This is a genomic window from Methylophaga nitratireducenticrescens (genome assembly GCF_000260985.4).
GTDB classification, from domain to species: Bacteria; Pseudomonadota; Gammaproteobacteria; order Nitrosococcales; family Methylophagaceae; genus Methylophaga; species Methylophaga nitratireducenticrescens.
The window spans coordinates 21,925-36,246 of sequence record NC_017857.3; the positions used below are offsets into that span (position 1 = coordinate 21,925).

At 45.7% G+C, this 14,322-nt stretch carries 12 protein-coding genes; 8 read left to right on the forward strand and 4 right to left on the reverse strand.

What is annotated here, in order from left to right; genetic code table 11:
* Nucleotides 1-10: 10 nt before the first annotated feature.
* Nucleotides 11-556 (reverse strand): HugZ family pyridoxamine 5'-phosphate oxidase, encoded by a 546-nt coding sequence (locus tag Q7A_RS00125; RefSeq protein ID WP_014705262.1) that lies wholly within the window; start codon nucleotides 554-556, stop codon nucleotides 11-13.
* A 936-nt stretch (nucleotides 557-1,492) separates the two neighbouring features.
* Between Q7A_RS00125 and Q7A_RS00130 the strand changes: the two genes are divergently transcribed.
* Nucleotides 1,493-3,277, forward strand: a complete 1,785-nt coding sequence (locus Q7A_RS00130; protein WP_014705264.1) for an ABC transporter ATP-binding protein — start codon at nucleotides 1,493-1,495, stop codon at nucleotides 3,275-3,277.
* 333 nt (nucleotides 3,278-3,610) lie between these two features.
* Here the strand turns inward: Q7A_RS00130 and ilvD are convergent, their stop codons facing one another.
* Nucleotides 3,611-5,464, reverse strand: a complete 1,854-nt coding sequence (gene ilvD / locus Q7A_RS00135; RefSeq protein WP_014705265.1) for a dihydroxy-acid dehydratase — start codon at nucleotides 5,462-5,464, stop codon at nucleotides 3,611-3,613.
* 122 nt (nucleotides 5,465-5,586) lie between these two features.
* Here ilvD and argA point away from each other — a divergent pair, with 122 nt between their 5' ends.
* Nucleotides 5,587-6,882, forward strand: a complete 1,296-nt coding sequence (gene argA / locus Q7A_RS00140; RefSeq protein ID WP_014705266.1) for an amino-acid N-acetyltransferase — start codon at nucleotides 5,587-5,589, stop codon at nucleotides 6,880-6,882.
* Here the strand turns inward: argA and Q7A_RS00145 are convergent.
* Nucleotides 6,879-7,394: an RNA pyrophosphohydrolase gene (locus tag Q7A_RS00145; RefSeq protein ID WP_014705267.1), complete on the reverse strand. Its 516-nt coding sequence runs from the start codon at nucleotides 7,392-7,394 to the stop codon at nucleotides 6,879-6,881. The genes argA and Q7A_RS00145 overlap by 4 nt on opposite strands.
* A 148-nt stretch (nucleotides 7,395-7,542) precedes the next feature.
* On the opposite strand from Q7A_RS00145, the gene Q7A_RS00150 reads away from it, so the two are divergent.
* The 3 genes from Q7A_RS00150 to Q7A_RS00160 all read left to right on the forward strand — a co-directional run bounded on the left by Q7A_RS00150 (nucleotide 7,543) and on the right by Q7A_RS00160 (nucleotide 11,038).
* Nucleotides 7,543-8,199: a histidinol-phosphatase gene (locus Q7A_RS00150; protein ID WP_014705268.1), complete on the forward strand. Its 657-nt coding sequence runs from the start codon at nucleotides 7,543-7,545 to the stop codon at nucleotides 8,197-8,199.
* Between the two features lie 46 nt (nucleotides 8,200-8,245).
* Nucleotides 8,246-9,688 (forward strand): Asp-tRNA(Asn)/Glu-tRNA(Gln) amidotransferase subunit GatB, encoded by a 1,443-nt coding sequence (gatB, locus tag Q7A_RS00155; RefSeq protein ID WP_014705269.1) that lies wholly within the window; start codon nucleotides 8,246-8,248, stop codon nucleotides 9,686-9,688.
* A 207-nt stretch (nucleotides 9,689-9,895) separates the two neighbouring features.
* Nucleotides 9,896-11,038: an FIST signal transduction protein gene (locus Q7A_RS00160; RefSeq protein ID WP_014705270.1), complete on the forward strand. Its 1,143-nt coding sequence runs from the start codon at nucleotides 9,896-9,898 to the stop codon at nucleotides 11,036-11,038.
* Between the two features lie 19 nt (nucleotides 11,039-11,057).
* On the opposite strand, the gene gshA is transcribed toward Q7A_RS00160, so the two are convergent.
* Nucleotides 11,058-12,332 (reverse strand): glutamate--cysteine ligase, encoded by a 1,275-nt coding sequence (gshA, locus tag Q7A_RS00165; protein WP_014705271.1) that lies wholly within the window; start codon nucleotides 12,330-12,332, stop codon nucleotides 11,058-11,060.
* A gap of 648 nt (nucleotides 12,333-12,980) precedes the next feature.
* On the opposite strand from gshA, the gene pilG reads away from it, so the two are divergent.
* Genes pilG through Q7A_RS00180 form a run of 3 tightly spaced genes read left to right on the forward strand, consistent with a single transcriptional unit; the run spans nucleotide 12,981 to nucleotide 14,312 of the window.
* On the forward strand, nucleotides 12,981-13,388 hold the full coding sequence (gene pilG / locus Q7A_RS00170) for a twitching motility response regulator PilG (protein WP_269147702.1): 408 nt from the start codon (nucleotides 12,981-12,983) through the stop codon (nucleotides 13,386-13,388).
* A 7-nt stretch (nucleotides 13,389-13,395) separates the two neighbouring features.
* Nucleotides 13,396-13,767, forward strand: a complete 372-nt coding sequence (gene pilH, locus Q7A_RS00175; protein ID WP_014705274.1) for a twitching motility response regulator PilH — start codon at nucleotides 13,396-13,398, stop codon at nucleotides 13,765-13,767.
* Nucleotides 13,764-14,312, forward strand: coding sequence for a chemotaxis protein CheW (locus Q7A_RS00180; protein ID WP_014705275.1), 549 nt, complete (start codon nucleotides 13,764-13,766; stop codon nucleotides 14,310-14,312). Before pilH ends, Q7A_RS00180 begins: the two co-directional genes overlap by 4 nt.
* Nucleotides 14,313-14,322: the final 10 nt, after the last annotated feature.

Consider the following 14,322-nt stretch of genomic DNA (forward strand, 5'->3'; position numbering starts at 1 on the left):
ATTTTATGAATTAACTATAATTAGTTGGCGAAAGAATCACTTCTCGTTTTTTATGACCATTGCGTAAATGTTCCAGGTTCTCTCCTGCCAATGTTCCCGTATCAATCTGATATGCTTTGCCAAACCCTTTCACATAGCGCCCACCTAATGGGTTAAGTTTAAATAATCGAAAATCAGTTAACTGGCTCAGATTAGTTATACGCTGTCCATGCCGCTCCGTTAATAAAGCAATCCCCACATGCCATCCGTCTGAATCGACCTGAACGCACTCTGCCTCAACCTGATACGTCACCCGTAAACGGGCAAACAGCTCAATGGCCGTATCTTCATCCTCAATAATCATGACAGACGCTTGCGGATGAATTCGCAGGTTCATACCATGCACAGCAATATCACTTACCAGTACATACAGACAATCTCGGCCGGCTGCAAACATTGCATACGATGCATAGGGGTGATTGTTTTCATCCAGTGTCGATAGCATCAATGTCTTCCGGCTATTGACCATCATCATTATTTCGTTGCTGATGTGTTGTGCCAAACATTTGCTTTTCATTTGTTTGTCCTTGGGCGGGAAGCTCTTTTCTTGTCATGGGGCAGCATCAGTCAGTCCTGAGGACTATTGATCTTTCATAGCCACCACTATTGGAGGCGCATTTCGACCAACAAGGCTGAAAAGGATGCGATAAAGTCTTTCTGCGTAAATCATTTCCAATGTCGTAAGACGAAAAAATAATCCCAGCCTTACGAATTGTGCCTGAAAATGCGATATAAAATCATTCAGATCTTAGAAAAAGAACCATTTAAAGCCTTATTCGACATGCATCCCCGATATTGCTGTACCCTCTATTTAAGCCAACAAAGTTGAAAGTAGCGGTTACTGTTCGAGAAAATTATCACAACAAAACCAGTATGTAAATAACAATCATTACCATTTAGAAAAGAGCTTAAAAATACTTACTTCAAATAGGCGATAGCTTTTGCTTATTTCTCGCGATGGCATCTGTAACAGGAATATTCAAACGACAAGCCAGCTTTTAATTGTGTATCAACTTGAATTTGCTTGATAACATCTGAAATATATAACTGCCCCTCTTATCTTATTACCGCTTTAAAACAAACCTTGCCAGCGTTTTGTTGCAACGATGCACTCCTTGTTATCACGGGAGACACCAACCATTGTCCAGAGTTTTGATAGCAACATCCGCTATTGAATTTGGTAAAATTGATTCATCGGAAAAATACCTTTGCTGTGATCAGCCTTTTCAGGATCTGAACCAAGCGTGTCTTTATGCTGACTAAGTGAGCCTTTTGCACTCGGTTACACTCGTCGCCTAAGAATCACAAGGCAGAAGCTTCAAGCTGAAAACTTATGAAATTGTGGAGTTATCAACCGAAGCTGGCTTTCAACTGCCAGGCCCAGCAGAACCTAATGTCGGCAAAGACTCACGTTGCATTGCTGCCTATGACCTAACTGAATTGACTAACATCCATGAGCACAGAAACCAGCTATCAGCTTAAAGGCATTCTCAAACAGGCGTTGAGTTATAAAAAACATCTGATAAAAGCCAACCTGATCGCGCTGTTTGCCACTCTCTGTGCCGTTCCGGTGCCATTACTATTACCGATAATGGTGGATGAAGTCCTGCTGGATCAACCCGGAACCGCTGTAGCATTTATTTCTTCATTTACACCTGAACACTGGCATGGCCCTATTCTTTTCATCAGTGCCATGTTGATCCTGACACTGGTATTGCGTTTGTCCTCATTGGTTTTAAACGTGTTGCAATCACGTTATTTCACTATTATTGCCAAGCGTATTACTTTTCGAATTCGCCGCCAGCTGATCAAACGGCTGGGAAGAATCGCTATTAGTGAATATGAAACTCGCGGCAGTGGTGGCATCTCCTCACATTTTGTCACCGATATTGAGGTGATTGATAACTTCATTGGCAATACCATCAGTCGATTTATCGTAGCGGTGTTGAGCATCATCGGCACAGCAGTAATTTTGCTGTTTCTGCACTGGCAACTGGCTTTACTGATTCTGTTTATGAATCCCCTGGTGATTTATTTCACTATGCGTGTGGGGAAACACGTCAAAAATCTGAAAAAAAATGAAAATACCGCGGTTGAAGTTTTTCAGCAAAGTCTGACTGAAACACTCGATGCTATTCAGCAGATCCGTGCTGCCAACCGTGAAAAACATTATTTTCTGCGGGTTATCGATCGGGCTCGCGGAGTTCGCACCCATGCCACTGACTATGCATGGAAAAGCGATGCTGCGAACCGCATATCCTTTGTCATTTTCCTGTTTGGTTTTGATGTATTTCGCGCGGTAAGCATGTGGATGGTGGTATTTTCCGATTTGAGTATCGGTCAGATGTTTGCGGTGTTTGGGTACCTGTGGTTCATGATGGGGCCGGTGCAGGAAGTACTGAATATCCAGTATGCCTTTTATGCTGCCGGCGCGGCGGTTTCTCGTTTAAACAAGTTGTTTTCGTTAAAACAGGAAGTAATTTATCCGGCCAAAACCAATCCGTTTATCGAAGGCCAGGCCAGTAGTATCCGCATTGAAAACCTGCATTTCAGTTATGACGAAAATAATACGGTGCTTAGCGGTGTTTCGCTGGATATCAAAGCTGGTGAAAAAGTGGCTCTGGTGGGGGCCAGTGGTGCCGGTAAATCCACCTTGGTCAATGTATTGCTGGGTTTGTATCCAGCCGATAAAGGCATGGTGTATTTTAATGAGGTACCGGTCAGCGAAATAGGACTGGAAGGGGTACGCGAGCATGTGGCTACCGTTTTACAACATCCTGCCTTGTTTAATGACTCAGTGCGGGAAAACATTACACTGGGACGCGATTATCCCGATGAAGCGATCTGGCAGGCGATAAAAACCGCGCAGATTGGAGATGTTATTCAGGCCATGCCGAAAGGTCTGGATACCTTGGTTGGCCGTTCCGGCGTTAAGCTCTCGGGCGGCCAACGGCAACGCCTTGCCGTAGCCAGAATGGCATTAATGAATCCAAGTGTAGTGGTGCTTGATGAGGCTACTTCAGCGCTGGACAGCAATACCGAACACCATCTGCATATCGCCTTGGCGGATTACCTGAAAAATCGTACTACCATTATCATTGCGCATCGCTTAAGTGCCGTTCGACAGGCCGATCGTATTGTGGTGTTTGATGGTGGCGAAATCATCGCCGATGGCGATCACGACAGTCTGATTCAGGAACACGGCATTTATCAGAAACTTTATGCCCAGCAGATTTAGGTTTTAGATATAACCACTGAGACACAGAGGGCACAGAGGTTTCTTTGAAAACCTACAGGCTAAAAAGAAAATATCCGCAGATTACGCAGATTTGCACTGATTAAAGCGGCTGTTTTTCAAGCCCCTTTCAGATATCACTCCAGAAAACAAAACGCTCGCTTCAGTGCTCTTGATTGATTAAGCACGATCAAGTCAGATAATCAGCACTAAATTTGCCCATGAAAAAAAGCTAACTCTACTCATTTTTTTCATCTGCGAAAATCTGCGTAATCTGCGGATATATTTTTTAAACCTCTGTGCTCTCTGTATCTCCGTGGTTAGTTTTTTAATCCCTCAGCGGCGTTTCAGTTGCTCTACATCACGTACCGCGCCTTTGGCAGCAGAGGTCGTCAAAGCAGCATAGGCCTGCAATGCAAGGCTGACTTTACGTTCACGGTTAACCGGCTTCCAGGCCATCTCACCGCGTTGTTCCATCGCAACACGTCTTTCCGCCAGCTGGGCATCGGTTAAATCAACATTGATGCTGCGATTAGGGATATCAATGTGAATCATATCGCCCTCTTCGACCAAACCAATATTGCCGCCTTCTGCAGCTTCCGGGGAAGCATGACCAATGGATAAGCCTGAAGTACCACCAGAGAATCGGCCATCGGTCAGCAACGCACAGAGTTTGCCAAGCCCTTTGGATTTCAGATAGCTGGTCGGGTACAGCATTTCCTGCATTCCCGGCCCGCCTTTCGGGCCTTCATAGCGAATCAGCACCACATCACCAGCCTGAACCTGTTCCGTCAGAATGGCGGTCACGGCATGATCCTGCGATTCAAAAATACGCGCCGGACCGGAGAATTTAAGTATCGACTCATCCACACCCGCGGTTTTGACAATACAGCCCTCTTCGGCCAGATTGCCAAACAACACTGCCAAACCACCGTCTTTGCTGTAGGCATGCTCAACATTGCGAATACAACCCTCTTCACGATCCAGATCCAGAGAAGGCCAGCGGCAGTCCTGACTAAATGCGGTTTGGGTTGGTATTCCGGCAGGACCTGCCAGATAACGTAATTGCGCTGGCTGGTGATCACTGCGTGCCACATCCCACAAAGCCAGACCTTCGGCCATCGTTTTGCTGTGCACTGTAGGTACTTCGGTATGTAGCAATCCACCGGCAGCCAGTTCAGACAGGATGCCAATCACACCACCGGCACGATGCACGTCTTCCATATGATATTTATTGGTCGCCGGGGCGACTTTGCAGAGATTCGGAATCTTACGGGACATTCGGTCAATATCTGCCATAGTGAAATCTACCTCACCTTCGTGAGCAGCGGCCAGTAAATGTAAAACGGTGTTGGTTGAACCGCCCATGGCGATATCCAAAGCAATCGCATTTTCAAATGCCGCTTTGCTGGCAATCGCGCGGGGTAAGACATCTTCTTCATCATTTTCGTAATAACGTTTTGCCAGATCGACGATACGGCGACCTGCTTCCAGAAAAAGTTCGCGGCGATCAGCATGTGTCGCCAGTAATGAACCGTTCCCCGGCAATGATAAACCAAGCGCTTCTGTCAGACAGTTCATTGAGTTGGCAGTAAACATACCCGAGCATGAACCACAGGTTGGGCACGCGCTTCGCTCAACTTGAGCAACATCTTCATCACTGACATTGTCATCTGCCGCCTGCACCATGGCATCGACCAGATCAAGTTTGACATCTTGGCCCGCTAATTTGGTTTTTCCGGCCTCCATCGGGCCACCGGAAACAAACACTACTGGAATATTCAAGCGTAATGCTGCCATCAGCATGCCGGGAGTGATCTTGTCGCAGTTGGAGATACACACCAGTGCATCAGCACAATGCGCATTGACCATATACTCAACTGAGTCGGCGATAATTTCACGCGACGGCAGACTGTAAAGCATACCGCTATGGCCCATGGCGATACCGTCATCGACCGCAATGGTGTTGAATTCTTTCGCAACACCGCCAACACGTTCGATTTCACGCGCGACTAACTGCCCCAGATCTTTCAAATGAACATGACCCGGAACAAACTGTGTGAATGAGTTCGCAATCGCTATAATAGGTTTGCTGAAATCATCATCTTTCATGCCTGTGGCCCGCCACAAAGCACGAGCACCCGCCATATTACGTCCGGCGGTAGACGTTTTTGAACGATATTCAGGCATTGCTTTTCTCCGACTAAATTTGAGTCTGACGAATCTTTGAGTTAAGAAAAAATGTGTCAGGTTAACTAAAATATTTTACACGCAACTTGGCAAGCGTGGTGAGACTACGATAAAAAGACGGTATGAATTCATCATCACAACAACCAACTGATGCCCATTTCGCGACCACAACCTCGTGGTTCAGAGCGGCTGCGCCCTATATTCATGCCCACAGTGGCGCGACTTTTGTTATCGCCTTTGATGGCGAAACGGTCGCAGCCGATAATTTTGATCATCTGATTCATGATCTGGCCATTCTCAATAGCCTGGATATACGACTGGTATTGGTGTTCGGTGCACGCCCACAAATTGAAGCGAAATGTGAAAAGCTTGGTGTAGCAGTGAAATATCATCAAGGCTTAAGAATTACTGATGATGCCAGCTTGCAAATTGCCCGGGCCGTAGTGGGTGACTTGCGTATTGCCATTGAATCAAAACTGTCATTCGGTCTGCCACATACACCAATGGCTGACTCACGGATCCGTTGTGTCAGTGGAAATCTGGTTACTGCAAGACCAGCCGGTATTATTGATGGGATTGATCTGGGACATACCGGTGAAGTCAGAAGAATTGATGCCGAAGGTATCCAACAGCAATTGACCAGTGGCAATCTGGTATTGCTACCGCCTTTGGGATATTCATTAACCGGTGAGATCTTTAACTTATCGGCAGAATCCATCGCCACAGCAGTCGCTACCCGGTTGCAGGCTGACAAACTTATTTTTATTGGTCAAAGCAATGAAAGTCTGCCGCGTGAAATAACCATACAACAAACTAAAGATTACGATCATCCGTCACTGAATGCTGCCGTTACCGCCTGTAAAGCGGGTGTCAGCAGGGTACATTTACTTGACCGTTCGGTTGATGGCGCATTGCTACAGGAATTGTTCAGCCGGGATGGTGTAGGCACATTAATCAGTGCAACGTCTTTTGAAACTACTCGTCAGGCGAATATTGAGGATGTCGGTGGTATTCTGGAATTACTGCAACCTCTGGAACAAAGCGGTGTACTGGTCAAACGTTCACGGGAACTGCTGGAACGGGAGATTGATCATTTCACCGTAATGGAGCGTGACGGCACTGTAGTTGCCTGTGCTGCGTTGTACCCCTATCCGGAAAACAATGCGGCTGAACTGGCCTGTATGGCAATCTCCTCTGATTACCGTCACCAGGGCCGTGGAAAACAGTTATTAAACATTCTTGAAAAACAAGCCATTGCCGCAGGCTGGGGTACGTTATATGTGCTCACTACACAAACAGCGCACTGGTTTCTCGAGCATGGCTTTCAGGCTTCTGCAATCAGTGATTTACCGATGCAAAAACAAGCTTTATATAATTACCAACGTAATTCGATCGTATTTCGAAAACAACTGCTTTAACTTAATGACGATTCGCGACTTCCGGCACGTTTACGGTACTCGGGAAATAATAGCGGGGCAAACTCATGCAGCGCTTTTTCATAGACCCGGCGTTTAAAAAACACGATCTCCTCAACCGGGGTCCAGTAATCTACCCAGCGCCAGTCATCAAACTCTGGCTTTTCATGCAGATCCAGCCGCACATCAGTTTCATCACCGGTAAAGCGCATCAGAAACCAGCGTTGTTTCTGACCGATACATAACGGTTTGTTACCATAGCGCAAATAACGTTTGGGTAAACGATAACGTAACCAACTTCGGGTGATTGCCAACAACTCAACGTGTTCACGGCCCAAACCAATTTCTTCCGTCAATTCACGGAAGGCGGCCTGCTCCGGTGTCTCGTTGATTTTAATGCCACCCTGGGGAAACTGCCATGAGTCGTGCTGAGCACGTTGCGCCCACAACACCTGATTGAGGTCGTTGCAGAGGATTATCCCCACATTGGCTCTGAAGCCATCTTTGTCTATCACGGTTCAATCTCTCACCGGGGCAACAATTCGCAATAGCCACCGGCACAATAATTTATTTAATAAGTTTAGATTAGTGAATGAGACATGAGGATGCAACGCATTTTGTCTTACAATAGCCAATTATTTTATTGGAACATGACCTGGAACAATGGCTTTAGCAATATTTGACCTAGACAATACCTTGCTCGGTGGTGATAGTGATTATTTATGGGGGCGCTATTTGGCGGAAAATGACATCGTCGATCCGCAGGGTTATCACGATACTAACCTGGCTTTTTACCACGATTATCAGGCAGGAAAGCTGGACATAAATGCGTTTTTGGAATTTGTATTTGAGCCTTTGGCAAAAAACAGTATGCAAGATCTGCTGACATGGCGTGCAGATTATCTGCAACAAAAAATCCTGCCGATTATTCTGCCAAAAGGCCTTGAGCTGATTGAACAACACCGCCAGCAAGGCGATACGCTGTTAATCATCACCGCAACCAATAGTTTTTTAACGACGCCCATTGCAGAACTGCTGAAAATCGACCATCTGATTGCGACTGATCCTGAAATGCTGGATGGACGCTATACCGGAAAAGTTTTCGGCATGCCGTCATTTCAGCATGGCAAGGTTGAACGTCTGCAACACTGGTTGGCTGAACATCAGCAGGATCTTGCGGGAAGTTATTTTTATAGCGATTCGCACAATGATCTGCCATTGCTGGAACAGGTCGATACACCAATCGCCGTGGATCCGGACGACAAGCTGGCCGAAGTTGCGCGACAACGTGACTGGAAAATCCTCAGTCTGCGTGAATAATTGCTACAATTCGGGGTTTTAATCACTTAAATTCAGGCCGTCAATTATGGAATGGGAAGTTGTTATCGGGTTAGAGATCCACGCCCAGCTTGCAACCAAATCAAAAATTTTCTCCGGAGCAGCAACTGCTTACGGCGCGGCGCCAAACTCTCAGGCGTGTGCCATTGATCTGGGTTTACCGGGTGTATTGCCGGTATTAAACAAAGAAGCCGTGCGCATGGCTGTTAAATTCGGTCTTGCTGTTGATGCTGAAATTGCTGATCGCTCAGTGTTTGCCCGCAAAAATTATTTCTATCCTGATTTACCCAAAGGCTATCAAATCAGCCAGTTTGAATTGCCAATCGTTGGCAAAGGTCAAATCAGCATTGAAATGGAAGACGGCAGCGAGAAAATTGTCGGAATTACCCGTGCCCACCTTGAAGAAGATGCCGGTAAATCTTTACACGAAGACTTTCATGGTCAAACCGGTATCGATTTGAATCGTGCTGGTACGCCATTACTGGAAATTGTTTCCGAGCCGGATATGCGCAGCGCTAAAGAAGCTGTGGCCTATATGAGAAAAATTCATTCTCTGGTGCGTTATCTGGAAATCTGTGATGGCAATATGCAGGAAGGCTCTTTCCGTTGTGACGCCAACGTATCGATTCGTCCCAAAGGTCAGGAAAAATTCGGCACCCGCGCTGAACTGAAAAACATTAATTCATTCCGCAACGTTGAGCGCGCTATCAATATCGAAATTGAGCGGCAGATTGATGTTATCGAATCGGGTGGTACAGTGGTTCAGGAAACCCGTCTTTATGACGCCGATAAAAATGAAACCCGCTCCATGCGTAGCAAGGAAGAAGCGAACGATTACCGTTACTTCCCGGATCCGGACTTATTACCTGTGGTGCTCGATGAAGGACTGCTTGAACAAGTCCGTGCAACGTTGCCGGAACTGCCGAATGAAAAATGTGACCGTCTGATAAGTGATATGGGCTTATCCAAATATGACGCCAGCGTGCTGACCAGCAGTCGTGAACTGGCCGATTATTTTGAATCAGTTCTGGCGGCGACAGGCAATAAAGATCCTAAACAATGCGCCAACTGGGTAACTGGTACTCTGTCCGGCGCGCTGAATAAAGCGGGTCTGGAAATCACCGAATCCCCAGTATCTGCCGAGCAGCTTGGCAGTGTTTTACTGCGAATTCAGGACAACACTATCTCTGGCAAAATTGCCAAGCAAGTGTTTGAGGCTATCTGGACTGGTGAAGGCGCTGACGCCGACTCGGTCATCGAATTCAAAGGTCTGAAGCAGGTCACCGATACTGGTGCCATCGAAGCGATGATTGATGAAGTGATTGCTGCCAATCCAGAACAGTTACAGCAATATCGTGACGGTAAAGAGCAGTTATTCGGCTTTTTTGTCGGACAGGTGATGAAAGCCTCCAAAGGCAAAGCCAATCCCGGTCAGGTCAACGAGATCCTCAAACAGAAATTGGCTGGTTAGGCTTTTTATATTGAACTCGAAAGCCCTGACGCAGGATAGGCGCTCAGGGCTTTTTTGTGTGCCAGATTTGTGCAAATCAGTTCACATTTTGGATTAAGCTACTCCCAGTATTCGACAATCTGATGTAGTATCGGCTGATGTTTTTTGAACACGCATAACAAGGACGCTAATGATTCATTTAAAATTCAGGATGTTGGGCCTACTAAAATGAAGTTTGTACAGGAACATTTACCTTCCAAAACCGGTTTAAACAAACTCTCCTCAACATCGGCGTTGAGTGATGCAAACTGGGTATTGGTCTTCGGCTCGGTTAACCGATTTAGCGAACGTAACTTCGCCAGTCAATTACAGAAACGCTATCCCAATGCGCAAATTATCGGCTGTACCACTTCCGGTGAAATTACCGGTGATGGCGTTTTCGATGACAGCGTGCACATCACTGCCATGCAATGGCAGAAAAGCCAGCTGCGCTTTATCTGCAAACCGGTGAACAGCATGGAGCAATCTCATGCTTTAGGTGTGCAGATTGCCAATGAATTAGTCGCGCCTGATTTGAAAGGTGTGTTTGTCCTCAGTGACGGTCTGAACGTAAATGGCTCGGAACTGGTTGAAGGCCTGCAGGAAGTTCTTCCTAACACCCCCATTACCGGCGGATTGGCTGGCGATGATGCCAAATTTACCAAGACATTGTTACTGAATAATGATCAAATCAAAGATCGTATAGTCATAGCCGTCGGTATCTACGGTAAAGATGCCATCGTCACCAGTGGTGCATTGGGTGGCTGGAAGCCTTATGGCCCACCTCGACGCATTACCAAGGCCATTAAAAATGTGGTTTATGAAATGGACAATAAACCCGCCTTGCCACTTTATAAAATGTATATCGGCTATTACGCCAGCGAACTGCCTTCTTCTGGCTTAAATTTCCCCTTTGCCATCATGGATGATAAAAACGTCAATGTGATACGAACCTTGTTGTCGATTAATCAAAAAGATAACAGCATGACTTTTGCTGGCAATATTGCTGAAGGCTCAACTGTCCGTTTTCTCAAATCTGATCACGATCAACTGGTGGCAGGCGCCAGTGAAGCCGCCAGACAGATTTTATTGAAGAAAGTAGATATTAACGACAAGGCACTGGCAATCTGTGTGAGTTGTGTCGGACGCAAACTGGTCATGCAAGAGCAGGTTTCAGATGAAGTCTATGCGGTGCAGCGCCTACTGGGTATGCAAACTGGCATTACCGGCTTTTACTCAAACGGTGAAATCTGCTCAGGAGAAGATGATAGTCATAGCCTGTTGCATAACCAGACCATGACTATCGCTTATTTAAGTGAACATAATTCCTGATCGTAAGCTGGTATAAACTTTATGCCAGTTCCCTTGCCGCAGCCAGCAATGCCAGCCGGGCAATGACACCATAAGCATAAAAACGATTTGGTTCGGCGTCTGGCTTATCAAGCCTATCTGGCGTAATACAGGATTGTGCAAACGCCAAAGGCTCGAAATGCATACCCGGCGCATTCAGGTTTTCATCCACACCTCTTCCGGTATGAACACGATAAAAACCTCCGATAACAAAATGATCCATCATATAAATTACCGGTTCAGCCACAGCTTGCTCATCACCAAGCGTTTCAAAGGTATAGACACCTTCCTGAATTAATACATTATCTACTTGCAACCCTTCTTTAGCAGAAGACATCTTGGTACGTTGTTTGCGATTCAGTTTCGATACATCATCGGCACTTTTCACCATCATAATGCCCATACCATAAGTGCCAGAATCCGCTTTAAGAACAACAAAGGGCTGTCTATCTATACCGTATTGATCATATTTCTTTTGAATAGCCGTCAATAAAGTTTCCACATTACGAGCCAGACACTCCATACCACTACGTTCCATAAAGTTGACTTCACCACACTGCAAACTCAACGGCGAAACTAACCATGGATCAATATCAATCTGTTCAGCAAATGCATGCGCTACCATCGTATAGTGAGTAAAGTGATCTGATTTCTTGCGCGTGCTCCAACCGGCATTTAATGGCGGCACCAATTGCTGTTCCAGACCTTCCAGAATAGCTGGCCGTCCCCCTGACATATCATTATTCATTAATACCAGACAGGGAGAAAAATCCACAACAGCAACCCGGTTACCATGCCGTTGCAAAGGTGAAATTTCACAGATTTTTCCAGAAGGCAGCTCAATTTTTACTGGCTCATTAATATCAGTGCGCAAACTGGCAATACGTGCCTCTAGTCCGGCTTTCTCAAAGATATCCTTCAGCGTTTCTATACTTTCCAGATAAAACAAATTGCGCGTGTGATTCTCTGCAATAATCAATATCCGCCGGGCTTTTGGGCAAAGTCTTTCAACAGCTGCCTGTGCTGCCTGCACACACAACGGCATAAAAGCTGGATTAAGATTGTTAAACCCCGCTGGAAATAAATTAGTATCTACCGGCGCTAATTTAAAACCCGAATTTCGTAAATCGACTGATGCATAAAAAGGCGCGGGGGTTTTCAACCATTGTTCTCGTAACCAACACTCAACATCAGCCTGTCGCTTAAGCAAATGTGCTTCCAATTCCAGTAAAGGCCCGGTTAAGGCAGTTGTAAGGTTGGGTACAGCTGATGTCATGGTGAACTCTCTTAATCAATAAAAATGCGGCCAACAGGGCTAGGGTCTGTTTATCTTTCATATCCACCACTGCTGGAGGCTATTTTTTTACCAACAAGGCGGAAATGATGCGATGTAGCCGTTCTACATAAATCATTTCCAACGCAGTTGGACGGAAAAACAGCCCCAGCCCTATGGGTTGAGGCTGAAAATGCACTACTCTTCGTTGCTCGTCGTTTATTTAGAATGGCTAAACTGCTCTCCTCGCGCCTTGATTAGTGCATTTTCAGTCACAACAGAGGCGGCTATGAAAGATAAACTGACCCTAATATTCTACTTATATTTATCACAACCTAAATCACTAAGCTTCTTCTCGCCCATTTGCGTTGAACATGCCCTATATAGCATAACTGCATTGCGCAATTCCCGCCTTAATTGAACGTGAAAACCGTATCCGGCATTGATAACGATGAATGATAAACAGACCTTTGTTACTGTGATATGGGACACAGATCGGATATTTCAAGTCATACATACTCTGCTATGCGTTTAGAAATGAAGGATTAACAGACCTTAACATCGAAAGTAGTCACTAGCCTGACGCTCAAAAATGGGTTATCTTCAAGGCTGATTTTAATCGAATGTGGCAGGCTGTAGGTATAAATGACCGTGAGTGAGACTTTATCAGAATTTTCAGGCCTAAAGGTGATGGTTATCGATGACAGCAAAACGATTCGTCGCAGCGCCGAAGCCCTGTTACAGAAAGCGGGCTGTGAGGTGCTTACCGCGGATAATGGTTTTGAGGCATTGCCAATTATTAGTGGGCAGCATCCTGATATCATTTTTATTGACATCATGATGCCGCGTCTTGATGGATATCAAACCTGTGCCTTGGTAAAAAATAATCCCAAATATCGTGATATCCCAGTAGTAATGTTATCAAGCAAGGATGGTCTGTTTGACCGTGCAAAGGGGCGGGTTGTTGGTGCAGAACAGTATCTGACAAAACCTTTTACCCGCGATGATTTACTAGATGCGATACGGACGCATTTGCTCGACAAAAACAAGGACGCTTAATTTTTATATGGCTTTAATTTTAATAGCCGATGACTCGCCAACTGAAGTGTATGTATTACAGAAAATGTTGGAAAAAAATGGTCACGAAGTAATTGTGGCTACAGATGGTGAGCAGGCAGTTGCAATGGCGCAATCTCAATTACCTCAATTAATTTTGATGGATGTTGTAATGCCGGGGTTAAATGGCTTTCAGGCGACCCGCAGATTAACTAAAGATACTGCAACCGCGCATATTCCTATCGTTATCGTGTCATCCAAACATCAGGAAACTGACCGTATGTGGGGTATGCGACAAGGTGCACGTGGCTACCTTGGTAAACCTGTTGCCGAGGATGATCTGATAATGCAAATTAACGAATTGGTGGAAGTCTCGGTATGACCACTCTGGATAATCCCACAGATATAATTGCCATCCTTAAAGATATTGAACGACGCAGCCAGCAGCGCATTGCGGGCCTATCTCAACAAGACAATATGGAAGGTGCCTGGACAGCTATTGGCTTTCGTCTGGACGACCTTCATTTACTTATTCCTCTTGGCCAATCACGAGAAGTTTTCCCGCTACCGCAACAGATTACTCCTGTGCCAAAATCACAACCATGGGTTGTCGGCATGACCAGTCTGCGCGGCGATCTTCTACCATTAGTCGATTTAAACCTGTTTTTACAAGGTAACTACAGCCCGACGGATAAACGCAAACGCGTTATTGTTTTGAACCACCCTGAGTTTTTCACTGGTTTGATTGTGGATGAAGTTTTTGGCCTGAAACATTTCCAGCGTCAACCTGAGCCGGCAGATGCAAGGCAGCTTTTACACCTCAAACCGTATTTACAGGGCAGACTTTACCAGCAAGAAACCTATTGGCACGTATTCAGTCTGCTTAAACTAGCTGAAGATCCCCGATTTCTAAATGCAGCGGCTTAACGATTTTATT

Coding starts and splice junctions, on each gene's coding strand:
- gshA (WP_014705271.1), bottom strand. CDS start 12,332: ATGACATCAGCTGTACCCAACCTTACAACTGCCTTAACCGGGCCTTTA.
- Q7A_RS00130 (WP_014705264.1), top strand. CDS start 1,493: ATGAGCACAGAAACCAGCTATCAGCTTAAAGGCATTCTCAAACAGGCG.
- pilH (WP_014705274.1), top strand. CDS start 13,396: ATGGCTTTAATTTTAATAGCCGATGACTCGCCAACTGAAGTGTATGTA.
- Q7A_RS00160 (WP_014705270.1), top strand. CDS start 9,896: ATGAAGTTTGTACAGGAACATTTACCTTCCAAAACCGGTTTAAACAAA.
- argA (WP_014705266.1), top strand. CDS start 5,587: ATGAATTCATCATCACAACAACCAACTGATGCCCATTTCGCGACCACA.
- ilvD (WP_014705265.1), bottom strand. CDS start 5,464: ATGCCTGAATATCGTTCAAAAACGTCTACCGCCGGACGTAATATGGCG.
- Q7A_RS00125 (WP_014705262.1), bottom strand. CDS start 556: ATGAAAAGCAAATGTTTGGCACAACACATCAGCAACGAAATAATGATG.
- Q7A_RS00150 (WP_014705268.1), top strand. CDS start 7,543: ATGGCTTTAGCAATATTTGACCTAGACAATACCTTGCTCGGTGGTGAT.
- Q7A_RS00180 (WP_014705275.1), top strand. CDS start 13,764: ATGACCACTCTGGATAATCCCACAGATATAATTGCCATCCTTAAAGAT.
- gatB (WP_014705269.1), top strand. CDS start 8,246: ATGGAATGGGAAGTTGTTATCGGGTTAGAGATCCACGCCCAGCTTGCA.